At 67.6% G+C, this 21,977-nt stretch carries 24 protein-coding genes, 1 tRNA gene and 2 pseudogenes; 6 read left to right on the forward strand and 21 right to left on the reverse strand.

Features of this window, described 5'->3' with window-relative positions; translation table 11 throughout:
- Nucleotides 1-48: 48 nt before the first annotated feature.
- The 5 genes from PARHAE_RS12740 to PARHAE_RS12760 form a co-directional block, all read right to left on the reverse strand.
- A complete protein-coding gene (locus tag PARHAE_RS12740) occupies nt 49-774 on the reverse strand; it encodes a molecular chaperone DjiA (protein ID WP_241232801.1) in 726 nt (241 codons plus the stop codon).
- Between the two features lie 66 nt (nt 775-840).
- Nucleotides 841-1,332, reverse strand: coding sequence for a GNAT family N-acetyltransferase (locus PARHAE_RS12745; RefSeq protein ID WP_126154979.1), 492 nt, complete (start codon nt 1,330-1,332; stop codon nt 841-843).
- The gene (locus PARHAE_RS12750) at nt 1,329-1,892 is read right to left on the reverse strand and encodes a VOC family protein (RefSeq protein WP_126154980.1); all 564 of its coding nucleotides are present in this window, start codon (nt 1,890-1,892) and stop codon (nt 1,329-1,331) included. The genes PARHAE_RS12745 and PARHAE_RS12750 overlap by 4 nt, the downstream gene beginning before the upstream one ends.
- Nucleotides 1,892-2,689 carry a tryptophan synthase subunit alpha gene (gene trpA / locus PARHAE_RS12755; protein WP_126154981.1) on the reverse strand — a complete coding sequence of 266 codons (798 nt, stop codon included), beginning with the start codon at nt 2,687-2,689 and terminating at the stop codon, nt 1,892-1,894. Before trpA ends, PARHAE_RS12750 begins: the two co-directional genes overlap by 1 nt.
- Nucleotides 2,690-2,777: 88 nt before the next feature.
- Entirely contained in the window at nt 2,778-3,644 is an 867-nt protein-coding gene (locus tag PARHAE_RS12760) for a LysR family transcriptional regulator (RefSeq protein WP_126154982.1), read from the reverse strand.
- A gap of 137 nt (nt 3,645-3,781) precedes the next feature.
- Between PARHAE_RS12760 and PARHAE_RS12765 the strand changes: the two genes are divergently transcribed.
- Nucleotides 3,782-4,009: a DUF1127 domain-containing protein gene (locus PARHAE_RS12765; RefSeq protein ID WP_126154983.1), complete on the forward strand. Its 228-nt coding sequence runs from the start codon at nt 3,782-3,784 to the stop codon at nt 4,007-4,009.
- 76 nt (nt 4,010-4,085) lie between these two features.
- Here the strand turns inward: PARHAE_RS12765 and PARHAE_RS12770 are convergent, their stop codons facing one another.
- From PARHAE_RS12770 to PARHAE_RS21125, 6 genes are all read right to left on the reverse strand, one after another.
- Complete coding sequence (locus PARHAE_RS12770) at nt 4,086-4,562, reverse strand: arsenate-mycothiol transferase ArsC (RefSeq protein WP_206436948.1); 477 nt, start codon at nt 4,560-4,562, stop codon at nt 4,086-4,088.
- Between the two features lie 2 nt (nt 4,563-4,564).
- Nucleotides 4,565-5,044, reverse strand: a complete 480-nt coding sequence (locus tag PARHAE_RS12775) for a UPF0262 family protein (protein ID WP_126154984.1) — start codon at nt 5,042-5,044, stop codon at nt 4,565-4,567.
- The gene (hisD, locus tag PARHAE_RS12780) at nt 5,041-6,354 is read right to left on the reverse strand and encodes a histidinol dehydrogenase (protein WP_126154985.1); all 1,314 of its coding nucleotides are present in this window, start codon (nt 6,352-6,354) and stop codon (nt 5,041-5,043) included. The genes PARHAE_RS12775 and hisD overlap by 4 nt, the downstream gene beginning before the upstream one ends.
- A 72-nt stretch (nt 6,355-6,426) precedes the next feature.
- Entirely contained in the window at nt 6,427-6,918 is a 492-nt protein-coding gene (locus PARHAE_RS12785) for a DUF2948 family protein (RefSeq protein WP_241232802.1), read from the reverse strand.
- A gap of 3 nt (nt 6,919-6,921) precedes the next feature.
- The gene (gene murA, locus PARHAE_RS12790; protein WP_126154986.1) at nt 6,922-8,190 is read right to left on the reverse strand and encodes a UDP-N-acetylglucosamine 1-carboxyvinyltransferase; all 1,269 of its coding nucleotides are present in this window, start codon (nt 8,188-8,190) and stop codon (nt 6,922-6,924) included.
- The gene (locus tag PARHAE_RS21125; RefSeq protein WP_164555241.1) at nt 8,191-8,355 is read right to left on the reverse strand and encodes a hypothetical protein; all 165 of its coding nucleotides are present in this window, start codon (nt 8,353-8,355) and stop codon (nt 8,191-8,193) included.
- A gap of 124 nt (nt 8,356-8,479) precedes the next feature.
- Here PARHAE_RS21125 and PARHAE_RS12795 point away from each other — a divergent pair.
- Nucleotides 8,480-8,554, forward strand: a tRNA-Thr gene (locus PARHAE_RS12795).
- A 91-nt stretch (nt 8,555-8,645) separates the two neighbouring features.
- On the forward strand, nt 8,646-9,092 hold the full coding sequence (locus PARHAE_RS12800; protein ID WP_126154987.1) for a DUF6538 domain-containing protein: 447 nt from the start codon (nt 8,646-8,648) through the stop codon (nt 9,090-9,092).
- Here PARHAE_RS12800 and PARHAE_RS12805 read toward each other — a convergent pair.
- A pseudogene (locus PARHAE_RS12805) lies at nt 9,076-9,498 on the reverse strand (IS5 family transposase); the annotation flags it as partial. The gene PARHAE_RS12800 and the pseudogene PARHAE_RS12805 overlap by 17 nt on opposite strands.
- Here PARHAE_RS12805 and PARHAE_RS21705 point away from each other — a divergent pair.
- Nucleotides 9,490-9,935: pseudogene (locus tag PARHAE_RS21705) on the forward strand (transposase family protein); the annotation flags it as partial. The pseudogenes PARHAE_RS12805 and PARHAE_RS21705 overlap by 9 nt on opposite strands.
- Here the strand turns inward: PARHAE_RS21705 and PARHAE_RS12815 are convergent.
- Together PARHAE_RS12815 and purB are read right to left on the reverse strand one after the other, a co-directional pair.
- Nucleotides 9,928-10,941 (reverse strand): FliG C-terminal domain-containing protein, encoded by a 1,014-nt coding sequence (locus tag PARHAE_RS12815; protein ID WP_126154988.1) that lies wholly within the window; start codon nt 10,939-10,941, stop codon nt 9,928-9,930. The pseudogene PARHAE_RS21705 and the gene PARHAE_RS12815 overlap by 8 nt on opposite strands.
- A gap of 70 nt (nt 10,942-11,011) precedes the next feature.
- Nucleotides 11,012-12,325 (reverse strand): adenylosuccinate lyase, encoded by a 1,314-nt coding sequence (purB, locus tag PARHAE_RS12820; RefSeq protein WP_126154989.1) that lies wholly within the window; start codon nt 12,323-12,325, stop codon nt 11,012-11,014.
- A 146-nt stretch (nt 12,326-12,471) separates the two neighbouring features.
- On the opposite strand from purB, the gene PARHAE_RS12825 reads away from it, so the two are divergent.
- Both PARHAE_RS12825 and PARHAE_RS12830 read left to right on the forward strand, forming a co-directional pair.
- The gene (locus PARHAE_RS12825; RefSeq protein WP_126154990.1) at nt 12,472-13,191 is read left to right on the forward strand and encodes a hypothetical protein; all 720 of its coding nucleotides are present in this window, start codon (nt 12,472-12,474) and stop codon (nt 13,189-13,191) included.
- 13 nt (nt 13,192-13,204) lie between these two features.
- On the forward strand, nt 13,205-14,227 hold the full coding sequence (locus tag PARHAE_RS12830) for a YihY/virulence factor BrkB family protein (protein ID WP_164555242.1): 1,023 nt from the start codon (nt 13,205-13,207) through the stop codon (nt 14,225-14,227).
- Nucleotides 14,228-14,229: 2 nt separating this feature from the next.
- On the opposite strand, the gene PARHAE_RS12835 is transcribed toward PARHAE_RS12830, so the two are convergent.
- The 7 genes from PARHAE_RS12835 to PARHAE_RS12865 form a co-directional block, all read right to left on the reverse strand.
- Nucleotides 14,230-15,909 (reverse strand): peptidoglycan -binding protein, encoded by a 1,680-nt coding sequence (locus PARHAE_RS12835; protein ID WP_126154992.1) that lies wholly within the window; start codon nt 15,907-15,909, stop codon nt 14,230-14,232.
- 3 nt (nt 15,910-15,912) lie between these two features.
- A complete protein-coding gene (locus PARHAE_RS12840; protein WP_241232803.1) occupies nt 15,913-17,277 on the reverse strand; it encodes a hypothetical protein in 1,365 nt (454 codons plus the stop codon).
- Between the two features lie 78 nt (nt 17,278-17,355).
- The gene (locus PARHAE_RS12845) at nt 17,356-17,913 is read right to left on the reverse strand and encodes a gamma-glutamylcyclotransferase (protein WP_126154993.1); all 558 of its coding nucleotides are present in this window, start codon (nt 17,911-17,913) and stop codon (nt 17,356-17,358) included.
- A 58-nt stretch (nt 17,914-17,971) separates the two neighbouring features.
- Nucleotides 17,972-18,892 carry a prephenate/arogenate dehydrogenase family protein gene (locus PARHAE_RS12850; RefSeq protein WP_126154994.1) on the reverse strand — a complete coding sequence of 307 codons (921 nt, stop codon included), beginning with the start codon at nt 18,890-18,892 and terminating at the stop codon, nt 17,972-17,974.
- Nucleotides 18,889-19,980 carry a histidinol-phosphate transaminase gene (gene hisC, locus PARHAE_RS12855; protein WP_126154995.1) on the reverse strand — a complete coding sequence of 364 codons (1,092 nt, stop codon included), beginning with the start codon at nt 19,978-19,980 and terminating at the stop codon, nt 18,889-18,891. The genes PARHAE_RS12850 and hisC overlap by 4 nt, the downstream gene beginning before the upstream one ends.
- A gap of 116 nt (nt 19,981-20,096) precedes the next feature.
- A complete protein-coding gene (rpsD, locus tag PARHAE_RS12860) occupies nt 20,097-20,717 on the reverse strand; it encodes a 30S ribosomal protein S4 (RefSeq protein WP_126154996.1) in 621 nt (206 codons plus the stop codon).
- Nucleotides 20,718-20,842: 125 nt separating this feature from the next.
- Complete coding sequence (locus PARHAE_RS12865) at nt 20,843-21,949, reverse strand: ROK family transcriptional regulator (RefSeq protein WP_126154997.1); 1,107 nt, start codon at nt 21,947-21,949, stop codon at nt 20,843-20,845.
- Nucleotides 21,950-21,977: the final 28 nt, after the last annotated feature.

Raw genomic sequence — 21,977 nt, forward strand, 5'->3', positions numbered from 1 at the left:
AAGGTCATGGCGAACCTAGTCGCTGGCACCGGGCGCGACAAGGGCCGCCTATTCGGCAGGCTCGGGTACCGTGCCGCGCCGCATCTGGCGGAACTTGTCCCACGCCTCGTTCAGGCGGCGGGTGCGGGCCTCGGCCAAGCGCACGGCCTCGGGCGGAAGGCCGCGGGCGATGGCGCGGTCGGGATGGGCCTCGAGGATCAGCGCCCGGAACCGCTTGCGCGCCTCGGGCAGGGGGGTGTCCAGCGGAATGCCCAGCACGTCGCAGGGCGGGCAGCCGGTCGCGGCGTCGTGGCGCAGGCGGATCGCGGCCACGCGTTCGGCGGGCAGGCCGAAGATGCGGCCCACCTCGTCGATGAACAGGATCTCGTTCTCGTGCATGCCGCCATCGGCGACGGCGATGATGCACAGCCCCTCGATCACGTCGGCCAGAACCGGATCGCCCGGCGGGAACATCGCGGCGATGCGCCGCGCCCAGGCGTCGAAGCCCGCCACATCCTGCCGCGCCAGGTCGAAGACGCGGGCGGCGTTCTTTTCCTCGGTCCGGGGGATGATGAAGACGCGGCGGAAGGCCGCGACCTCGGACCGGGCGACGGCGCCGTCGGATTTCGCCAGCTTGGCGCCAAGCGCGATCACGGCGATGGTGAAGGCCACGGATCGTTCGGGCGGGATCGCGGCGCGGCGTGCGCCCAGCATCGCGGCCAGGCGGTCGCCGATGCGCTGCCAGAAGCTGCGGGGCTTCGGCAGGCTGGGGCAGGGGGTGTCGGTCGCGCGCATGTCCATGAAACCACGTTACCCGCTTACGCCGCGCAAGGGTAGGGGCAGGGTGTCGCGTCCCCCGTCCTAGCGCGCCAGATCCTTGCCCATCAGCACCAGGTCGTGAAATGTGCCGAATTTCCACCCGGCGCAGGGGATCCGGCCCCATTCGGCATAGCCCGCCCGCGCATGGAACCGCAGCGATCCCTCGTTGGATGCGGTGATGCCGCCGATCAAAAGCCGGTGTCCGGCGGCGCGGGCGTGTTCTTCCAGCGCCGCAAGCAGCAGCCCGCCGATTCCGCCGCCACGGGCCTCGGGCGCCAGATAGATCGTGTGTTCCATGCTGTGTGCATAGCCGCCGCCGTGGCGGAACTGGCCATAGGTCGCAAAGCCCCGCACGCCCGCCGCGTTCTCGTCCACGATGAAGGGGTGGCCCGCCGCCTGACGGTTGCGGATCAGCGCGGAGATTTCGGACTCGCTGCGCTCGGTCGGCCAGAAGGTAATGGCGGTGTCGCGGACAATCGGGTTCCAGATCGCGGCGATGGCCGGCACGTCGCCGGGCCGGGCCGGGCGGATCACAAGGCGACCTCGCCGTCCGGGGTGGCGATCACGGCGGCGAAGGCCGCCCCCGGAACGATGCGCGGATCGTCCAGCGGCATCCGGTCCAGCGGCAGCGTCAGGCGGGTCAGGCGAAGACCCCGGTCGGGCAGGCGGTCAGAGGGATGGGCGCCGCCGCCCCAGTCGATCCGCATGGGCTGCGCCCCGTCCTGGGGCATCTGGCCCGCGTTCGGCAGGGTGATCTGCCAGCGAAGATCGCCCCGGCTGGCCTGGCTGACCGTCGTGCCGGGGATCGGCTGCAACGGGGATTGCCGCATGACCCAGCCCGCCAGGCGCGGCGGGCCGTCGAAGCCGTCCAGCCCGAACCAGCGGGGACGGGCGGGGACAGGCGCTTCGGGATCGACCGCGATCAGTTCCAGGTATTCGCCCGATCCCAGCGACAGCAGCATGTTGTGGGTGCCCATCAGCGGATGCTTGCCTCCGGGTTCCGGGGCCACGCCCAGCCTGTCGGCCAGCCAGGCCGCGCCTTCGTCCAGCGACCGGGCGGCGATGGCGATGTGATCGAAGCCCGGTATCCGCATCAGCCGCGATGCGCCCCGGCGGCCAGGTCGCGCACGAAATCCAGAACCTCGGGCACGGGGCGGCCTTCGCCGATCTTCTTGACGATGGCGCTGCCGACCACGCAGCCATCGGCGACGCCGGCGATCCGTTCGGCGGCCTCAGCGGTCGAGATGCCGAAGCCCACGACCACCGGCAGGTTCGCGGCGGCGCGGATCCGCGCGACCTCGGGCGCGACTTCGGCGGCATTGGCGGCGGGGCCGCCGGTAATGCCCGTGACGCTGACATAATAGACGAAGCCCGAGGTGTTCCTGACCACCGCAGGCAGGCGGCGGTCGTCGGTCGTAGGCGTGGCCAGGCGAATGAAGTTCAGCCCGGCGCGGTTGGCGGGGATGCACAGTTCCTCGTCCTCCTCGGGCGGCAGGTCGACGACGATCAGGCCGTCGACGCCCGCCTCCTTGGCCTCGGCCAGGAAGGCGTCGACGCCGCCGCGCCGGGCATAGATCGGGTTGTAATACCCCATCAGCACCACCGGGGTCGTGTCGTCGGATTTGCGGAATTCGCGCAGGATTTCCAGCGTCCGCGTGACGCTGCCGCCTGCGGCCAGGGCGCGCTGGCCTGCCGCCTGGATCGTCGGGCCGTCGGCCATCGGATCGGTGAAGGGCATCCCCAGTTCGATGATGTCCACCCCGGCGCCGGGCAGGCCGCGCATGATCTGCAACGTCGTGTCATGATCGGGGTCCGAGGCCATGATATAGGTCACGAAGGCCTTGCGCCCCTGAGCTTGCAACCGCTGAAAGGTATCGTCGATCCGGGTCATGGCCATTCCTTGTGCGAACCGGGCCTTGTCTGTCCCAGTTCGCCTGCGGGATCAAGTGGCCTGCCCCCGTCCGGCGCCCGATCAGCCGTCAAGCCGCCATGGCGGCCACTTCGCAGACGGCGCGTCGAAGATAGCCCGCGAACTCGGCCGCTTCGCGCCGGGCCGGGCCGTCGGCGACATAGACGTTCAGCCATGTCGGGGGCAGGGGCGGCAGGGCGCCTCCATGGTCCACCGGCTCCAGCCCCGCCTGGGCGATTCCGCGGGGCAGGATGGTGATGCCCAGATCGGCCGCCGCGCTGACCCGCCAGGTGTCGCTGCCGCCGTCAGCCACCGCCTGCACCCATTCGATGCCCGCGCGGTCCAGCGCCGTCAGTCCCACCGGATAGTATGCGCAATGCGGCGAATTCGCCAAGGGCAGGGGGCGCTGCGTCCAGGCCGTGCCGCCGACCGCCCCGAACCAGGCCAGATCGACCTTGGACAGGTGGATCGCGCCGGGCGGGGTCTCGAATTCCGTGGTCAGGATCACGTCATGTTCGCCGCGCTTCATCTGCTGGCGCAGATCCTTGCTGCGGCCGTCGTTGATGATCAGCTCGATCCGCGGATTGGCCTGACGGAAGGCGCGCACGGCCTGGGCGACCTTGGTGAACAGCCAGTCGCTGGTCAGCCCGACCCGCAGCCGCGCCTCGGGCCGCTGGCCGGTGAAGCGGGACAGGATGGCGTCGTTCAGCGCCACCAGCTTGCGCGCCTCGATCAGCAGTTCCGTGGCGAAATCGGTCAGCACCACCCCGCGCCCCTGCTTTTGCAGCATCGCCTCGCCAAACAGGTCGTCCAGGCGCTTGATCTGCATGGACAATGCGCTTTGCGTCATGTTGAGCGATTCGGCCGCCCGCGTGACGGCGCCGTATTCGGCCACCGCCTGGAGCGAGCGCAGCGTGGCGATATCGAGATTGCGCATCGTTCGATTTCCCTGATGCAAGCGATCAAAAACATTCGTTTCAAAGATACGAAAGAGCGCGCTATTGATCAATCACGGAAATTCAAAGGTACTATTGCATCACATCCGTTGATGCAATCCATCACCGGAGACGAACGATGTCCATCAAGACAGCCGCTTCGCTTCCCCTTGTTGCCGGGCACGGCCTTTCACCGCGCCCGTCACTGGGCAAGCGTATCATGACCATGCTGGCCCTGCGTCGGTCGCGCCTGGATCTCGCCCATCTCAGCGACGATCGGATGCGCGACGTCGGGCTGACCCACGATCAGGTCGCTGCCGAGATCGCCCGCCCTATCTGGGACGTGCCTGCCAATTGGCGTCGCTGATCCTACCCCATCGCGATTGCCACACTGCCGCGCCGCCCCTGCCGGGACGGCGCGGTTTTTTCCTGCCCCGCCGCCGTCAGGACGCCGGGTCGTCGGTCAGGATCGGCGGGCCGAAGCGTTCCACCATCCGCGCCTGGATCTGGTCGCGGGTCTGGCGATAGGCGGCCAGCTTGGCCTCGCGCCCCTCGGCCAGGCCGGTCGGGTCCATGATCGGCCAGTATTCCACGTCCAGGTGGAAGACGCGGGTCAGTTCCAGGGCCTGACGCTGGCTGGCGGGCGACAGCGCCACGATCAGGTCGAACCCGCCCAGGTCGTCGCCCCAGTCCTTCATTTCGTCAAACGAGCGGCTGCGGTGGTTTTCGATCCTGACGCCGATCTCGTCGCAGACGGCGATGGCGAAGCCGTCCACCTCCATGTCGTTCTTGACGCCCGCCGACTGGACATAGGCTGCGCGGCCATAGAACTTTTTCATCATTCCTTCGGCAATGGGCGAGCGAATGGAATTATGGTCGCAACAGAACAGGACCGACGCTGGGATCGTGTTCCGCGCCATCGTCAGCCTTGCGGCACCAGGGCGCAGATCAGGGTGAACAGCCGCCGGGCGGTGTCGATGTCCAGTTCGGCCTTGCCCTCCAGCCGTTCCTGCAAGGTGCGCGCGCCTTCGTTGTGGATGCCGCGCCGGGCCATGTCGATCGCCTCGATCTGGGCAGGGGGCAGACGCTTCACCGCGTCGAAATAGCTTTGGCAGATCTGGAAGTAATCCTTGACCACCTGGCGGAACGGGCCAAGCGACAGGTGGAATTCGGCCACCTTGTCGCCCTGTTCGGCCGTCACGTCGAAGACCAGGCGGCGTTCGCGGATGCACAGATCCACCCGGAACGGGCCTTGCGGCGCGGGCTGGCCGTCGCGGCCGGGAACGGCGAAGCTGTTGTCCTCGATCAGGTCGAAGATGGCGACGCGGCGCTCCTGCTCCATTTCCGGGGTGGCGGGGGGGGCCTGGGAATCGTCGATCTGAATATGGATGATCCGGGTCATTCGGGCGCCCTTTCGTTCAGCCGTTCCAGGCGCACACGGATGGATTCGCCATGGGCCTGCAAGCCCTCGGCGGCAGCCAGCCGCATGGCCGCGTGGCCGACCGCGTTCAGCGCGCCGGGCGTCAGCCGCGCCATCGTCGTGCGCTTCAGGAAATCCATCACCGACAGCCCCGATGAAAACCGGGCCGATCTTGCGGTGGGCAGGACGTGGTTCGGGCCGCTGATGTAATCGCCCACCGCCTCGGGCGTGTGCGGCCCCAGGAAGATCGCGCCCGCATGAACGCATTTCGCGGCCAGCCCTTCGGGATCGTCCACGCACAGTTCCAGATGTTCGGGAGCGATGCGATTCGACAGGGCGGCGGCCTCGTCCAGGTCGCGCACGATGATGATGGTGCCGTAATCGCGCCAGCTTGCCCCGGCGATCCGGGCGCGGGGCAGGGTGGGCAGGATCCGGTCCACCGCGCCCGCGACCGCATGGCCCAGGGCGGGATCGGTGGTGATCAGGATCGATTGCGCGTCGGCATCATGTTCGGCCTGGGCCAGCAGGTCGAGCGCCAGCCAGTCGGGGTGCTGGTCGCCTTCGGCGATCACCAGAACCTCGGACGGGCCGGCGATCATATCGATGCCCACGCGGCCGAAGACCTGCCGCTTGGCCGCCGCGACATAGGCGTTGCCGGGGCCGGTGATCTTGTCCACCGGCGCGATGCTGTCCGTGCCATAGGCAAGCGCGGCAATCGCCTGCGCGCCGCCGATGCGATAGATCTCGGCCACGCCGGACAACTGCGCGGCCAGCAGGACCAGCGGGTTGATATGGCCGTCGGGGGTTGGCACGCAGATGACCAGACGTTCCACACCGGCCACTCGCGCCGGGATGGCGTTCATCAGCACCGACGACGGATAGGCCGCCTGTCCGCCCGGCACATAGAGGCCCGCAGCCGATACCGGCGTCCAGCGCCAGCCCAGGGTCGCGCCTTCGGGATCGGTCCAGCTTGCATCCTCGGGCATCTGCCGGGCGTGATAGGCGCGGATGCGTTCGGCGGCCAGGGTCAGGGCGGCGCGATCCTCGGGGGCGACGCGGTGGATCTCGGCCGCGATCTCCTCGGGCGAGAAGCGCAGCCGGTCGGGGGTCAGGTCCAGCCGGTCGAAGCGGCGGGTCAGGTCGCACAGGGCCGCGTCTCCGCGTCGCCGCACATCCCCGATGATCGCGGCCACGGCGTCGTTCACATCGGTCGAATCCTCGCGCTTGGCCGACAGCATGTCGCCAAAGCGCGATTCGAAATCGGCGTCGGATGTGTTCAACGTGACCGGCATGATCTGTCCCCTGCAATCACGTCTTGTTAGCCGCAAGTCGCGCCCGCCTTCAAGCGGGCCGCGCCTGCCCGTTCAGTCAGGATGGACCGGCGCCTTGCCCGAGACCGCGCGATAGGGGCGGGTCACGTCGCGCAGTTCGACATTGATGCATTCCACCTCGGTCGCCAGGGTGCCGTCGCCCGCGAATTCCAGCAGCAGCCGCCCGGTCCCGTCCTGGCCCGGCTGCCAGACCATCGCCAGCAGTTCCAGGACCGTGTCGCCGTCGCGGCTGATCCCGTCCGACAGCACGCGCTGCACGTCGCGGATCAGCAGGACCGACCGCACCCGTTCGTAATCGCGGCCCTCGGCGGCCGCCTGATCCGCGTCTTCCCAGCGGAACCTGTTCAGCAGCAGCGCCAGCGACCTCCCCCTCCGGTCATAGGACATTTCCGCGGCCGGCAGCACCGCGTCCTGCAACAGCGCCGACAGGATGCGCAGATCCTGTTCATCCTCGGCCATGAGCGCCAAGGGCGCGGGATCGGCATCGGCGAACCGGGCGTCGGCAATCCGGGAATCGGCGGGCATGGCTTACTCCTCTTTCACGCGTTCGATATGGGCGCCGACGCCGCGCAGCTTGCGGACCACATGCTCATAGCCGCGATCCAGGTGATAGACGCGGCTGACGGTGGTCTGGCCTTCGGCCGCAAGGCCCGCCAGGATCAGGCTGACGGACGCGCGCAGATCGGTCGCCATGACCGGAGCGCCGCGCAGCCGTTCGACGCCGGTGACGGTGGCATGGCCGCCGTGAACCTCGATCCGGGCGCCCATCCGGGTCAGTTCCGGCGCGTGCATGAAGCGGTTCTCGAAGATCGTCTCCTCCAGCACGCTGGTGCCTTCGGCCACGCACATCAGGGCCATGAACTGGGCTTGCAGGTCGGTCGGGAAGCCGGGGAACGGCTCGGTCGTGACATTGACGGCGCGGATGCCGTTGCGGCGGCTGACCTTCAGCCCGCGCGCCGTTTCGGTGACGCTGATCCCCGCCTCGTCCAGCTTGTCGCAAAAGGCCGACAAAAGCTCGATCCGCCCCCCCAGGCACTCGACTTCGCCGCCGCAGAGGGCGGGCGCCAGCATATAGGTGCCCAGCTCGATCCGGTCGGTGACGACGGGATGGGTCGCGCCGTGCAGGGCGTCGACGCCCTGGATGGTGATGGTGCCCGTGCCCTCGCCCTCGATCTGGGCGCCCATGGCGCGCAGGCAGCGGGCCAGATCGACGATCTCGGGCTCGCGCGCGGCGTTGTTCAGGACCGTGGTGCCGCGCACCAGGGTCGCGGCCATCAGCGCGTTTTCCGTCGCGCCGACCGAGACCAGGGGGAAATCCACGATCGCGCCCCGCAGCCCGCCCGAGGGCGCCTTGGCATGGACATAGCCGTCGCGCAGATCCAGTTCCGCGCCCATTGCCTCGAACGCCTTCAGGTGCAGGTCCACCGGCCGCGCGCCGATGGCGCAGCCGCCGGGCAGCGAGACTTCGGCCCGGCCGTCCCGCGCCAGCATCGGCCCCAGCACCAGGATCGAGGCGCGCATCTTGCGCACGATGTCGTAATCCGCGCGGTGGCTGGTCAGGGCATGGCTGGACAGCGCCAGAACCTGGCCGTCCTGGAGGCTGGCGATCTCGGCCCCCAGGCTTTGCAGCAGGGCGGTCATGGTGCGGATGTCCGACAGGCGCGGCGCATTGGTCAGCGTCAGCGGCTGGTCGGTCAGCAGCGTGGCGGGCATCAGCGTCAGGCAGGCGTTCTTGGCGCCCGCGATGGGGATTTCCCCCGAAAGCGGGCCGTTCCCGCGAACGATGATCTGGTCCATCTAAGCGCCGTCCTTGCCTGTGTCGCTGTCCTGCCGCCCGGTGTCGTCCTGCGCCGCGCGCGCACGCGCCTGCGCCTTGCGCCGTTGCAGGTTGGCCCGCAGGGCGGCGCGCAGCCGATCCTCGCGGCTGTCCTGTTTCTTCTTGTCGTCCGGGCGGTCCTTCATCCGAAACCTGTTACCGCCCGTCGCGCCAACAGTCCAGCAAAGCCCGCACCGACGGGCCGCCCGATTTTTCCGCCGATCCCCCCTTGCGTCACGCATCCGCTTTGTCTAAACGCCCCTTCACGGCGCTGCGGTAGCTCAGTGGTAGAGCACACCCTTGGTAAGGGTGAGGTCGAGAGTTCAATCCTCTCTCGCAGCACCATCATATCCTATTGATATGTAAGAAAACCCTTGCTTTCTTGGGGTTAGTGCCTCTTTTGGTGCCAGCGTTGGTGCCAGAATGAGGTTGTGGGGTGGCTGGTCAGGTCAAGAATTTGAAGGTCAAGGGCGGGCGATTCTATGCCCGTGTCGCGGTGCCGTCGCAGCTTCGCCCGGTCATCGGTAAGTCGGAATTGGTGGTGCCGTTGGGTAGTGAACGGCGCGCGGCCATGAAATCGCTGCCCGCTGCCGTGGCAACCTTGCAACGCTATATCGCAGCCGCAGAGGCCACAGCGGCAGGCAAGCGGCTGGACGATCTGCGCAGCCCGATCACGACGCAGGACTATGGTCATGCGGTCTGGTCGCACTATCTGGCTATGCTGCAAGCTGACGACGCCACGCGGGCAGCTTACCCTTCGGCTGCCGAGATTGAAGCGGCGCAGGATGAGATAATCCGGCACTTTCAGCGTAACGGGATGCCAGATCATCCAATTGAGGTTTTTAGGGTCAGGACTCGTTCTCGGATCATAACCAGAACATGACTGTTGCGGCGAGGGCGACGGCGGAGAGGAAGACTTTCGGGCATCTATCGTAGCGGGTTGCGACCCTGCGCCAGTCCTTCAGACGTCCGAACATGATTTCGATCCGGTTGCGGCGTTTGTAGCGGCGCTTGTCGTACTTGATGGGCTTGCCGCGCGACTTCCGGCCCGGAATGCAGGGCTTTATCCCCTTGTCTTTCAATGCTTCTCTGAACCAGTCGGCGTCATATCCCCGGTCAGCGAGCAGCCAATCTGCCTTTGGCAAGCTGCTCAGCAGCGCCGCCGCGCCGGTGTAGTCACTGACTTGGCCAGCAGTCATGAAGAACCGGATCGGGCGACCATCGGCGTCGGTGACGGCGTGCAACTTGGTGTTCATGCCGCCCTTAGTCCGACCGATCAGACGCCCCCTTTGGTCGCCAGGTCCACCGTCCTCACTGAAGCCGAAGAGGCGATGGCCGTGGCATTCCGGCGCGATACGCTTCTGCCATTGGATGACTGCCTTTATACCCTGCAGCCATCTATCCCTTACCTGACGCGATCGGCACTGCATCGGTGCCCGCAACGACATGGCATCTCGCGCTTGCCTGATGTGGAGGGCGACAAGCCGAAGCGGTCGAAGTTCAAAAGCTATCCTATAGGGTTCTTCCACATCAACATCGCCGAGGTGCAAACCGCTGAGGGAAGGCTCTACCTGTTCGTTGGCATCGACCGGACGAGCAAGTTCGCCGTGACCCGACTCGTCGACAAGGCCGAAAGACAGCCTGGGAATTCCTTCAGCCTATGCTCGAAGCCGTGCCCTATCAGGCTCACACCATTCTCACCGACAACGGAAGCCGGTTCAGTCATCCTCGTCCTGCGGCAGGACCAGGGTGATTTCTCCGGCTTCCTCAAGGCGGCGGATGGCGCTGACGACCTCGGTCATCGCTTCCTCGATCTCGGAGGCGCGGACCTTGCCCAGTTCGTTGCGTTCCTCACGCAGGCCGTCGGACATGCGCTGCGAAAGGTTCGACAGGATGAATTCGGCCGCTGCGGCCTCGGCCTCGCCGCTGGCGGACAGGGCGCGGACCAGGACCGGCTGCTCGACCTCGCGGACGACGCGAGGGATGTCGCGGGGCAGGACGCGCGCGGGAATATGCGCGAAGATGAAGATCGCCTTGCGCACGTTGCCGGCGAAATCGGCGTCGTGGCTGTCGAGGCTGTTCAGCACATCGTCACGCAGGTCGGCGGTGGCAAAGTTCAGGATCGCGCCCATCCGGTCCGTCGCGGGGGTCGCAATCGCGGGCCGGGGCAAAGCCTCGGCCGCCTGAAGCAGGATCAGGCCGACCCGGTGCAGCGATTCGGGCGTGACGCCCGCCGTCATGGACATGGCCTGCGCCACGGCCCGCGCCCGTTCGCGGGGCAGGCCGACGAACAGTTCGGACGCGCGCTCCACCGGCAGCTTCGACAGCATCAGGGCCACCATCTCGACCGCCTCGGTCTTGGCAAGCGATGCGAGGGCCGGGGCGGGCAGGGCGGCGATGCGGGGCCAGGGATCGCCCCGCCCGGATACCGCCGCGCGGCGGCGCAGCCGGTCGGTGCTGTCTTCGGACAGTTGCGCGCCCAGCATCGCCAGGGTTCCGTCCAGATCGCCCGGAAAGGTCACGCCGACCGCTTCCAGGCTGTCGCAGAATTCGGTGATGATGGCGTCGCGGGTTTGGCGGTCGATCAGTTCCATGCCCGCCATTTCCTCGGCCAGCAGGGTCTGGCTTTCGCTGTCCAGCCGCGAAAGGCCCGATGCCGATTCGTCATCCAGCAGCAGCCGCACGATCACCGCCGCCTTTTGCCGCTGATTCAGTCCCGTTTGCATCGTCATGGCCCCACCTGATCGACCGTCCTTGCGGCCAATCTGGCAGGGCTTCCCTAACATCCGGTTTACGCGCGGGCTATTTCTGGCCGTCTTCGAACACGCGCCGGAAGATCGTGTCGACATGCTTGGTATGATAGCCCAGGTCGAACTTCTCCTCGATCTGGGCCGGGGTCAGGGCCGCAGTCACTTCGGGATCGGCCAGCAATTCCGTTTTGAAATCAGCGCCCTGTTCCCAAACCTTCATGGCGTTTCTTTGCACCAGGCGATAACTGTCCTCGCGCGAGACGCCCGCCTGGGTCAGCGCCAGCAAGACCCGCTGCGACATCACCAGACCTTTGAACTTGTTCATGTTCTTCAGCATGTTGTCGGGATAGACCACCAGCTTGTCGATCACCCCCGCCAGCCGGTTCAACGCGAAATCCAGCGTGATCGTCGCATCCGGCGCGATGCCGCGTTCGACCGAGGAATGGCTGATGTCGCGTTCGTGCCACAGCGCCACGTTCTCCATCGCCGGAACGACGGCCATGCGCACCAGCCGGGCAAGGCCGGTCAGGTTCTCGGTCAGGACCGGGTTGCGCTTGTGGGGCATCGCCGACGATCCCTTCTGGCCGGGGCTGAAGAATTCCTCGGCCTCCAGAACCTCGGTTCGCTGCATGTGGCGGATCTCGATGGCGATGTTTTCGATGCTGGAGGCGATCACGCCCAGCGTGGCGAAGAACATCGCGTGGCGGTCGCGCGGGATCACCTGCGTCGAAATCGGCTCGGGGCGCAGGCCGAGTTTCGCGCAGACATGTTCCTCGACCGCCGGGTCGATATTGGCGAAGGTGCCGACCGCGCCGGAAATCGCGCCGGTCGCGACCTCCCACCGGGCTTTTTCCAAGCGGTTCCGGTTACGGTCCATTTCGGCGTAAAAGCGCGCGAAGGTCAGGCCCATGGTGGTCGGTTCGGCGTGGATGCCGTGGCTGCGGCCGATGCGCACCGTGTCCTTGTGTTCATAGGCCCGGCGCTTCAACGCCGCCAGCACGCGGTCCAGATCGGCCAGCAGGATGTCGGCGGCGCGGACAAGCTGGACGTTCAGCGTGGTATCCAGCACATCGCTGCTGGTCATGCCCTGATGGACGAAGCGCGCCTCGTCGGCGCCGACATGTTCGGCCAGATGGGTCAGGAAGGCGATCACGTCATGCTTGGTGACGGCCTCGATCTCGTCGATGCGGGCCACGTCGAATTCGACGTCCTTGGCGCGCCAGACGGCCTCGGCGTTTTCGCGCGGGATCACGCCCAGGTCGGCCTGGGCGTCGCAGGCATGAGCCTCGATCTCGAACCAGATGCGGAATCGGGTCTCGGGCGACCAGATGGCGGTCATTTCGGGGCGGGCATAGCGCGGGATCATGGCGGGCCTCTTGTTCTGGTGGGGCGGGCATAGCGGGGCCGTGACGCGGGGGCAAGTTTTCGATTGCGCCGTGCGGTCTCCGGGAACATTCCAGCCGCGCAAGCTGTTGAGGAAACGAACCGATCCGATCATGCCGGAGAGCAGAAATGACCCCCACCCCAGACGACTTCAACCAGGACGACCGTCCCATGACCGAGGCCGACCGCACCAGCCAGACCCGTTTCGGCCCGCGCCCCGTTCCCGCCGGCCACCATGCCTCGCAGTCCCGCCGGGTGATCCCGTCCGGCCGTGTGTCGCCGGACGGGCGTTCGTCCTATCCGGCCCCGTCGACCGGCGCCAAGATCGCATTGTGGGGCGGGGTGGCGCTTGGCGTCGCGGGCGGAACGGCGGCGGCCATCTTCGCCATCCGCAAGATCGCCGAGGCCATCTCGGATAACGAGGGGCCGCGCCCGCCCCATCACGCCCGCCGCGACCACGCGGCGCCGCGCTTTGCCCGGCTGGACGAGGAGGAACGCGAGGCGATGCGCCGTCGTGTCCGCGACCAGGACCGAGATGACCGGCAAGAGGTCGCCCGCCTGCGGGCCGAGGCCGCGCGTCGTCGCCCCGCGCCTGCTGCCCCTCGTCGCAAAAAGGAAAACTTCGCGGAAAGCCTGATCGAGACCTCGACCCGGCTGTCTCAGGGTCTGGAAGGCGTCGCGAAATCCATGGCGGTGGCGGTCGAATCGTTCCGTGGGGTCGCGGGGCAGGCAACCGGGATCGTCCAGGAATTCGCCGGGGCGGCCGACCAACTGCGCTCTGCCCTGCGCGGCGACAATCCCCAGGAACCGCGCCGTCCTCATGACGACGACCACACCCATCGGCTGTAAGGCGGAGGCAGCGATGAAAAGCGGTACGCCCGGCGTTCTCGACGCTTTGTTCGGCGATCTGGACGACCGGACGCGCCGGCGGTTCGGCATGAAGGCTGGGAATGGCTCTGCCGTGCCAAAGACACGCCTCGCCGACACGCCAAAGCGCGATGTCGGGTTGCGCGACTTGGGCATGGCCGACATCTGGGCCATCGCAAAGGCCACCTTGACGCAGATCGGCGCCGACCGGGTGACGGCCGTAGCCGGGGGCATCACCTTTTTCGGCCTTCTGTCCCTGTTTCCGGCATTGACCGCCTTTGTGTCGATTTATGGGCTTGTGGCCGATCCCGCCACGATTGCGGGTCATCTGGACATGCTGGAAAGCTTCCTGCCGCAGGGGGCGCTTGGCATCATTCGCGACCAGGTCCAGGCGATCACCTCGTCGCCCGGAACGGCCCTGTCGCTGGCGGGGATCGTCGGGCTTCTGGTGGCGTTCTATTCCGCCAATGGCGGGATGAAGGCGCTGCTGTCGGCGCTGAACGTCGCGTTCTTCCAGACCGAGACGCGGGGCTTCGTCAAGCTGAACCTGGTGTCCATGGCCTTCACGCTGGGCGGGCTGGTGCTGATCATCCTGATGCTGGGCGTCATCGCGGTGATCCCGATCCTGTTGCAGATGCTGCCCATGACGCCCTCGACCAGCGTTCTGGTGGGACTGATCCGCTGGCCGATCATGTTCGCCGTGCTGATCCTGGCGCTGGCGGCGCTGTATCGGTGGGGGCCGGACGCGCCCGATTCGCGGTGGCGGTGGATTTCGCCCGGCGCGGTGATCGCGGCGGTGGGGCTGGTGCTGACCTCGATCCTGTTCAGCTGGTATGCGGCCAACTTCGCCAACTACAACGAAACTTACGGCTCTCTGGGTGCGGTGATCGCGCTGATGATGTGGCTGTGGTTCGCCTCGACCGTCGTGCTGGTGGGGGCCGAGGTGAATTCGGAAATCGAGGCGCATCTGAAGCGGCTGGCGGGCGTGCCCGATGGGCGTCAGGCCGATCAGCGCTGATTTCAGCGTTCCGTCAGCTTCAGTTCGATGCGGCGATTCGCGGCCAGGGCATCAGGCGAATCGCCTTGGGCTACCGGCCGCGTATCGGCAAAGCCGGTCGCGGCCAGCCGGTTCGACGGAAAGCCCAGGTCGTCGATCATGTAACGCACGACCGCCAAGGCGCGGGCCTGGCTGAGTTCCCAGTTGTCGCGATAGCGGCCCGTTCCTGACAGCCGTGTGCTGTCGGTATGGCCGTCCACGCGGATGATCCAGTCGATCTCGGGCGGGATGTCGCCGGAAATCTCGGACAGCATCCGGGCGACGCGGGCCACCTGGCCCCGGCCCGCCTCGGACAGCGTCGCCTCGCCCGGAGCGAACAGAACCTCGGACTGAAAGACGAAGCGGTCGCCCACGACCTGGACGCCTTCGCGGCCCGACAGGATCTGCGACAGCCGGCCAAAGAATTCCGAGCGATAGCGGGCCAGGTCGCGCACCTCGTCCTCGGCCCGCTGGCGGGCCTGTTCTTCCAGCGCCAGGCGGCGGTCCTTTTCCTCGGCCGCGCGCAGCAGCGCGGCGTTCAACTGGCGACCGAGATCCTCGACCCGAACCTCGGCCTGCTGCTGTTCGTCGCCCGCCGCGTCCAGAAGCGCCTGCAACGACCCCAACTGCGCATTCAGCGAGGCGACCTGTTCGTTCAGCAGCGCCACCCGGCGCTGCCCGTCCTCGGCCAGGCCCTGCTGCTCGGCCAGGGCCGCCTGCGCCGCCGCCAGCAGACCGGCCTGGCGTTCGGCCTCGGTCACCGTGCGTTCGGCCTGGGCCGTGGCCTGGTCCCGCGCGGCCTCGGCCGCGGCCAGCAGGGTCAGGGTCTCTTCGGCGCGCTTGCGGCTTTCTTCCAGCGACAGGGTCATGGCCGTCAATTCGGCATCGGCGCTTTGCAGGCGCTCGCGCAAGGCCCGCGCCGCCTCGGCTTCGGTCAGGCGGGCGGCCTCGGCCTCGGTCAGGTCGGCTTGCAGGGCGTCGGCCCGCGCGGCTGCCTGCTGATTGCGTTGGCGCAGGTCGGCGGTCAGCGCCTCAAGCGCCTCTCGCCGCGCGGCGGCAAGACGGGCCTGTTCGGCCTGCGCGTCGATTTCCCGGCGCGCGGCGGCCACCGCCAGTTCGGCGGCATTGGCGCGGTTTTCCTGCTGGGTCAGCTGCGCCTGCATCTGCTGCTGCCGGGCGTCGGCCTGTTCCCGGTCGGCGGCGCGCGCGGCCATCAGGGCGGCCACCTCGGCTTCGAAGTCGGTCAGGCGCGACCGGGCCTCTGCCAGTTCCCCCCGGCTTCCTTCCAGTTGCGCCGACAGCCGGGTGATCCGCGCGGCGCGGTCGCGGGCCTGCGCCTGGGCGTCGGCAAGCTGGCCTTGCAGGGCGGCTTCGCGATCCTCGGACACGGTCAGGGCCTGGCCCAGGGCCGCGACCTGCCGGCCCAGCTGTTCCAGCCGGCGCTCCTGGCCGGAAATCACCCGTTCCTGGCTGGAGATGACCTGATCCTGTTCGCCGATGGTGTCGTCCTGGTCGGTGATCTGGTCGCGCAGCACCGACTGCATCACGGTGAAGATCGTCAGCACGAAGACCAGCACCATCAGCAGGGTCGCCAAGGCATCCACGAAACCCGGCCAGATATTGGCCGAGAAGCGATGCCCCGAGGCGGCGCGGCGCAGGGCCATCCTCTAGCCCCTATCCCGAGAGACCAGGGGATCGCGCAGCAGATCGTCCCGGAACGGATCGTTGAACCGCGCCGCGCGCACCGCGCGGGTCAGGACCAGGATGTCGGACCGCAATTCGGCCACCATCTCGTCCCGCCCTTCGGCAAGATCCGATGCCAGCCGGTTCAACGCGGTCTCGATCCCCGTCATGTCGGGCGGGGTGGGCGCCGGACGCTCGGCCTGGGCGCGGGCCAGATCGACCAGCCGATCCTGACCCTGGGCCAGCCGCGACAGGGTTTCGGTCAGGGCTGCGACACGGGACTGCGATTCCCGATGGTCGGTTTCGCTGCGCTGGACCAGGGCCTCGATCGCCTGGGCCATCACCACGACGCGTTCGTCGGCCATCGCGGCGGCCTCGTCGCGTTGCAGGTCGCGTCCGGCCTGGATCTGTTGCAGCCGGTCCATCTGGCCCGCCATCTGTTCCAGAAATCCCGCCAGGGCGGCTTGGTCCACGCCCTCGCCATCCGCTCCGGCCAGGCTGACGCGGGTGAAGCCCGACATCCATTCCTCAAGCTCGCGGTAGAAGCGGTTCTGGCCATGCGTCGCGAACAGTTCCAGCAGGCCCACGACCAGCGACCCGGCAAGACCCAGAAGCGAGGACGAAAAGGCCGTGGCCATGCCGCCAAGCTGGGCTTCAAGCCCGCTCATCAGCTTGTCGAACACCTGGATGCCGCTTTCGCCCTGCTGCGGGGCCAGGTTGCGGATCGTGTCGACCACCGCGGGAATGGTCGTCGCAAGACCATAGAAGGTTCCAAGAAGACCCAGGAAGATCAGTAGGTTGGACAGGTATCTTGTGATGTCGCGCAATTCGTCGATGCGGGTTGCGACGGAATCCAGGATCGAGGTCGCGGCGCCGGTCGAGATCGTGCCCCCCACGGGTCCGCGCGTGCCCAGCAGCGCCGCCAGCGGCGCCAGCAGGCGCGGGGGCTGGTCGCCCGCGTCAGCCTCGCCCCGCGCGGCGATGCCCTTTTCCACCGCGTTGCGGCGGCGATGGGCAAAGCGTTCGATCCAGCTGACCGACCGGATCAACTGGCCCACCTGCCAGAAGCAGGCCATGATGCCCAGGGCGAAGACCGCCAGGATCACGCCGTTCAGCCACAGGTTCGCCTGGAAGATCGGCAGGATCCGCCCATAGGCGACCCAACCGCCCGCCAGGACCAGGATCAGCACCGTCACCATCAAGACGATCTGGCGGACGGGCTGCGAAAAGCGGGGATTGGCAGGGCCTGTGTCGGACGAACGGGTCGCGGTGATCCGGCGATGCGCGGCGCCTGCGCGGCGGCCCAGCACGGGGGCATCGGGCTGTTGGCTGCTGGTTGGTTCGCTCAACTGATCGCCTTCCCTGGCAGGACTGTCCTTGGACCCGACTGTAGGATGCAGCCCGGCGCTTGCCAAGCGATCCGAAAGTCAGTCGCGGGGGTTTGCGCCCGTTTCCAGCAGCTTGCGCACCTGGGCGGACAGGTCGTCCAGCACCGAGTCGCCCAGGCCGATCTGCGCCAGATGGGCGGCGGTGTTGAACAGGTAATCCGCATTCGGGCCGCGCGCGCCATGGGCCTGGGCGATGATCCGCGCCTGTTCGGTCAGGGCCAGCCCGCCCGCATATTGGACATGATCGCGCCGCATCACATAGGCCAGGGCCTCGACCTGGCGGCCGTCTTCCAGCCGCAGGGGCAGGATCGTTTCCTGATAGGCTTCCGTCACCAGTTCGCGGGCGCGCAGATAGGCCAGCACCTCGTCATGGTCGTGATCCGCGATCCGCAGCGCCACGCCGCCGCACTCCGCGTCCGGCTGTTCGTCCAGGCCCAGCACCAACCCAGGCCGCGCCTGCGTGCCGCGATGCTGGACCGAGCGCAGGCAGAAGCTGCGGGCATAGCCCGTCACCCAGGCGCGCGCGGTCTCGACCGGGGAAAAACCCGGATCCCAGATCAGCGAACCGTAACCGAAGACCCAATCAATCCGTCGCATCCGTCCCAACCCGTCCATGTCCGCTCAAGCTAGGGCAGCACGGTCCGGGATGAAAGCCTCAGCCAGCCGGGGCGATGCGCCCGAAATCCGGGGCGGCGGTGTCCTGGCCTGCCTCGATGATGCCGCGCCGGATCGCGCGGGTGCGGGTGAAATAGTCGAACAACTGCTGGCCGTCGCCCATGCGGATGGCGCGTTGCAGCACGAACAGTTCCTCGGTGAAGCGGCCCAGGATGTCCAGCGTGGCGTCCTTGTTGTGCAGGAACACGTCGCGCCACATGGTCGGGTCGCTGGCGGCGATGCGGGTGAAGTCGCGGAAACCGGCGGCGGAATACTGCACCACTTCCTCGTCCGTGACGCGGCGCAGATGGTCGGCGACCCCCACCATGGTGAAGGCGATCAGATGCGGGGCGTGGCTGGTGACGGCCAGCACCAGGTCGTGATGCGCAGGCTCCATCCGGTCGGTCTTGGCGCCCATGGCGCGAACCAGGTCGGTGAGGCGGTCGACGGCGGCGGGATCGGTGTCGGGCAGCGGGGTCAGAAGCCACCAGCGGTTGCGGAACAGGCTGGCAAAGCCCGCGCGCGGGCCGGAATGTTCGGTCCCCGCCAGCGGATGGCCCGGCACGAAATGGATGCCTTGCGGAATATGGGGCGCCACGGCGTCGATCACCGACTGCTTGACCGAACCCACATCCGTCACGGTTGCGCCCGGCTTCAGATGCGGCGCGATGTCCGCCGCGACTGCGGCCATCGCCCCCACGGGAACCGCCAGCACCACCAGATCGGCATCCGCCACCGCCTCGGCCGCGCTGTCGACGATGCGGTCGCAGAGGTTGATCTCGCGCGCGGTCTCTCGCGTTTCGGCGCTGCGGGCATAGCCGACGACTTCGCGCGCAAGGCCGCCCTCGCGGATGGCATGGGCCATGGACCCGGCGATGAGGCCCAGGCCGATCAGCGCCACGCGGTCATAGATCGCGCTCATGCGCCCCTCCGATCCGCCATGAAGCGGCCCAGCGTTTCCAGCACGCGCGTCACACCCTGTTCGTCGCCCACCGTGATGCGCAGCGCGGCGGGCAGGCCATAGCCCGCGACGCGGCGGACCAGGATGCCGTCGTCGCGCAGGGCGGCATCGGCGGCCTCGGCCTCGGCCGGGTCGGCAAAGCGGGCCAGCACGAAATTGGCGAAACTTTCATCGCAGCCGATGCCCATCTGGATCAGCGAATTGCGCATCCGGTCGCGCATCCGGGCGTTCAGATCCGCGCAACGGTCGCGGAAGGCGGTGTCGCGGACGGCGGCCTCGGCCGCGGCCATCTGGGCGTTGGACAGGTTGAAGGGCTGGCGGATGCGGTTCAGCACGTCGATGATGTCGCGGGCCGCATAGCCCCAGCCGATCCGTAACCCGCCCAGCCCGTGGATCTTGGAAAACGTGCGCGTCATGACGACGTTCGGATGCCGGTCCACCAGTCCCGCGCCGCCATCGGCGCCCGCCGCGAATTCGGTATAGGCGCCGTCATGGACCAGCAGCACGCTGGACGGCAGCCCGCCCGCCAGCCGCTGCACCTCGTCCGGGGTCAGCATCGTGCCGGTCGGGTTGGCCGGATTGGCGATGAAGACGATCCGCGTCCGGTCGGTCACGGCGGCCAGGATCGCGTCCACGTCGATGCGGCGGTCGGCTTCGGGAACCGTCACCGGAACCGCGCCGACCATCCGCGCCAGGATCGGATACATGGAAAAGCCATGTTCGGTGGTAATGACCTCGTCCCCTGTCCCGGCAAAGGCCTGGACCACGAATTGCAGCACCTCGTCCGAGCCGACGCCGCAGATGATCCGGTCGGGATCCAGCCCGTGGACCTCGCCGATGGCACGGCGCAGGGGGGCATGGTCGGTGTTCGGATAACGGTGCAGATCCCCCGCCGCCGCCACATAGGCCGCGCGCGCCTTGTCGCTGGAACCCAGCGGGTTTTCGTTCGACGACAGCTTCAGCACATCGCTGCGCCCCGGCAGCCTGCTTTCGCCGCTGACGTAGAGCGCGATGTCCATGATGCCGGGCTGGGGGGTGATTTGCGTCATGTCGGGATCCTCTCGCAGCCCCTTTAGTGCATGATGAAACGGCAAGAAAGATCGGCGGCAACGAAAAAGGCCGCACCCCGAAGGATGCGGCCCGATGCTTTGCCGGAACCGAGGGATCAGTTCTTGGCGTAGTATTCGACGACCAGGTTCGGTTCCATCACCACGGCATAGGGCACGTCGCCCAGGGCGGGGGTGCGCACGAAGGTCGCGGTCATCTTGTTGTGGTCGACCTCCAGATAGTCGGGCACGTCGCGTTCAGCCAGGCCGACGGCCTCCAGCACGATGGCCAGCTGGCGCGACCGTTCGCGGATCGAGATCACGTCGCCTTCCTTGACGCGGTACGAGGCGATGTTGACGCGCTTACCGTTCACCTCGATATGGCCGTGGTTCACGAACTGACGGGCGGCGAAGATGGTCGGCACGAATTTCGCACGATAGACCACGGCATCCAGCCGGCGCTCCAGCAGGCCGATCAGGTTTTCGCCGGTGTCGCCCTTGACGCGCTCGGCTTCGGCATAGATGCGGCGGAACTGCTTTTCGGTCAGGTCGCCGTAATAGCCCTTGAGCTTCTGCTTGGCGCGCAGCTGCGTGCCGAAGTCCGACAGCTTGTTCTTGCGGCGCTGGCCGTGCTGGCCGGGGCCGTATTCGCGACGGTTGACCGGGGACTTGGCGCGGCCCCAGATGTTTTCGCCCATGCGGCGGTCGATCTTGTACTTGGCAGAGGTGCGTTTGGTCACCGCTGATCTCCTTCTTTGCGTTGTCGAAGGGCGTTGTCCTTTGGCCGAAAGGCCCGACAGGCTTCCCCTTGCGGGGTCCACCAACACCAATGGAAGCGGCGCTTATAAGGGCGGACGCGCCGCTGTCAAGCCAGCGCGCCGTCCGGTTCGAAGAAATGCGCCAGCGGCAGGGCGGCGGCGCCCAGGATCCGGGCGCTGCGGGCCAGGCTGCCCTCGACGATCCGGGGCCGGTCGATGCCCGCGGCGGGCAGACGTTCCAGGGCGGCGCGCGTGGCATCGGCCAGGGCGCGGCGGGTGGCGGGCGGCACCGCGCCATCGATCACCACCACCGGAATGTCCAGCAGCGCGGTGGCCGACAGCGCCGCGAAGGCCAGCGCCTCGGCCGATTCGGCGATCCAGGCGGCTTCGATGTCCGGCGGCACCAGCCAACCGGAATCGTCGGGCGGCAGGGACCGTCCCAGCCGCGATTCCAGTGTCGAGACCGAGGCCACATCCAGCAGCTGCCGCCCGCCGGGGATCGGCATCGACCCCAAGGCCCCGGCGTTGCGGCGCGGCCCGACCCGCAGCCGCCCGTCCAGCACCACGCCGCCGCCCGCGAAATGCGCGATATAGAGATGCGCGAAATCGGCGGGCAGGGCTGTCCGGCCGAAGATCAGCTCCGCCGCGCAGGCGGTGCTGGCGTCGTTTTCCAGGAATACCGGGAAGGGCAGGTCTTCGGCCAGCCGGGCCGACAGGTCGAAGCCGTGCCAGTCCGCCATCCCCGCGCCCCAGTCCCACAGCCGGAACGGTGTCGCGACGCCCAGCCCGGCGATTCGGAGGGGATTGGGCAACGAGGCCAGGATCGTCGCGATCCCGTGGCGCGCGAACGTCACGATCCGTTCCGGGGTCGGATGGGTGTATATCTCTTGCCGATGGATCTTTACCGTTCCGGCGAAGTCCACCAAGGCCAGTTCGACCAGCCTGCGGCCCAGCTTCAGCCCCAGGAACAGCGCGCCCTCGGGGGCCAGGGACAGGGGTGTCGTGGGCTGGCCCACCTTGCCGCGAACCACCGCACCTGCATCCAGAAACCCGTTCTGGATCAGTTTTCTTGTTAGGTTGGTGATGGCCTGGGGCGACAGTCCGGTGGCCTGCGCAAGGGCCGCGCGGGGCAGGGGGCCGCGCCTGCGGATCAGCGACAGGATCGACCGCTCGTTCCGGCTGAGTTCCAGCCAATGTCTTGGGGTGTTCAGCATGGGGGACGGCCTCCTCTCATGTATTAAT

It is taken from the genome of Paracoccus haematequi (assembly GCF_900631945.1).
Taxonomy (GTDB): domain Bacteria; phylum Pseudomonadota; class Alphaproteobacteria; order Rhodobacterales; family Rhodobacteraceae; genus Paracoccus; species Paracoccus haematequi_A.

Coding starts and splice junctions, on each gene's coding strand:
- PARHAE_RS12740 (WP_241232801.1), bottom strand. CDS start 774: ATGCGCGCGACCGACACCCCCTGCCCCAGCCTGCCGAAGCCCCGCAGC.
- PARHAE_RS12750 (WP_126154980.1), bottom strand. CDS start 1,892: ATGCGGATACCGGGCTTCGATCACATCGCCATCGCCGCCCGGTCGCTG.
- trpA (WP_126154981.1), bottom strand. CDS start 2,689: ATGACCCGGATCGACGATACCTTTCAGCGGTTGCAAGCTCAGGGGCGC.
- PARHAE_RS12760 (WP_126154982.1), bottom strand. CDS start 3,644: ATGCGCAATCTCGATATCGCCACGCTGCGCTCGCTCCAGGCGGTGGCC.
- PARHAE_RS12765 (WP_126154983.1), top strand. CDS start 3,782: ATGTCCATCAAGACAGCCGCTTCGCTTCCCCTTGTTGCCGGGCACGGC.
- PARHAE_RS12770 (WP_206436948.1), bottom strand. CDS start 4,562: ATGGCGCGGAACACGATCCCAGCGTCGGTCCTGTTCTGTTGCGACCAT.
- PARHAE_RS12775 (WP_126154984.1), bottom strand. CDS start 5,044: ATGACCCGGATCATCCATATTCAGATCGACGATTCCCAGGCCCCCCCC.
- hisD (WP_126154985.1), bottom strand. CDS start 6,354: ATGCCGGTCACGTTGAACACATCCGACGCCGATTTCGAATCGCGCTTT.
- PARHAE_RS12785 (WP_241232802.1), bottom strand. CDS start 6,918: ATGCCCGCCGATTCCCGGATTGCCGACGCCCGGTTCGCCGATGCCGAT.
- murA (WP_126154986.1), bottom strand. CDS start 8,190: ATGGACCAGATCATCGTTCGCGGGAACGGCCCGCTTTCGGGGGAAATC.
- PARHAE_RS21125 (WP_164555241.1), bottom strand. CDS start 8,355: ATGAAGGACCGCCCGGACGACAAGAAGAAACAGGACAGCCGCGAGGAT.
- PARHAE_RS12815 (WP_126154988.1), bottom strand. CDS start 10,941: ATGACGATGCAAACGGGACTGAATCAGCGGCAAAAGGCGGCGGTGATC.
- purB (WP_126154989.1), bottom strand. CDS start 12,325: ATGATCCCGCGCTATGCCCGCCCCGAAATGACCGCCATCTGGTCGCCC.
- PARHAE_RS12825 (WP_126154990.1), top strand. CDS start 12,472: ATGACCCCCACCCCAGACGACTTCAACCAGGACGACCGTCCCATGACC.
- PARHAE_RS12830 (WP_164555242.1), top strand. CDS start 13,205: ATGAAAAGCGGTACGCCCGGCGTTCTCGACGCTTTGTTCGGCGATCTG.
- PARHAE_RS12835 (WP_126154992.1), bottom strand. CDS start 15,909: ATGGCCCTGCGCCGCGCCGCCTCGGGGCATCGCTTCTCGGCCAATATC.
- PARHAE_RS12845 (WP_126154993.1), bottom strand. CDS start 17,913: ATGCGACGGATTGATTGGGTCTTCGGTTACGGTTCGCTGATCTGGGAT.
- PARHAE_RS12850 (WP_126154994.1), bottom strand. CDS start 18,892: ATGAGCGCGATCTATGACCGCGTGGCGCTGATCGGCCTGGGCCTCATC.
- hisC (WP_126154995.1), bottom strand. CDS start 19,980: ATGACGCAAATCACCCCCCAGCCCGGCATCATGGACATCGCGCTCTAC.
- PARHAE_RS12865 (WP_126154997.1), bottom strand. CDS start 21,949: ATGCTGAACACCCCAAGACATTGGCTGGAACTCAGCCGGAACGAGCGG.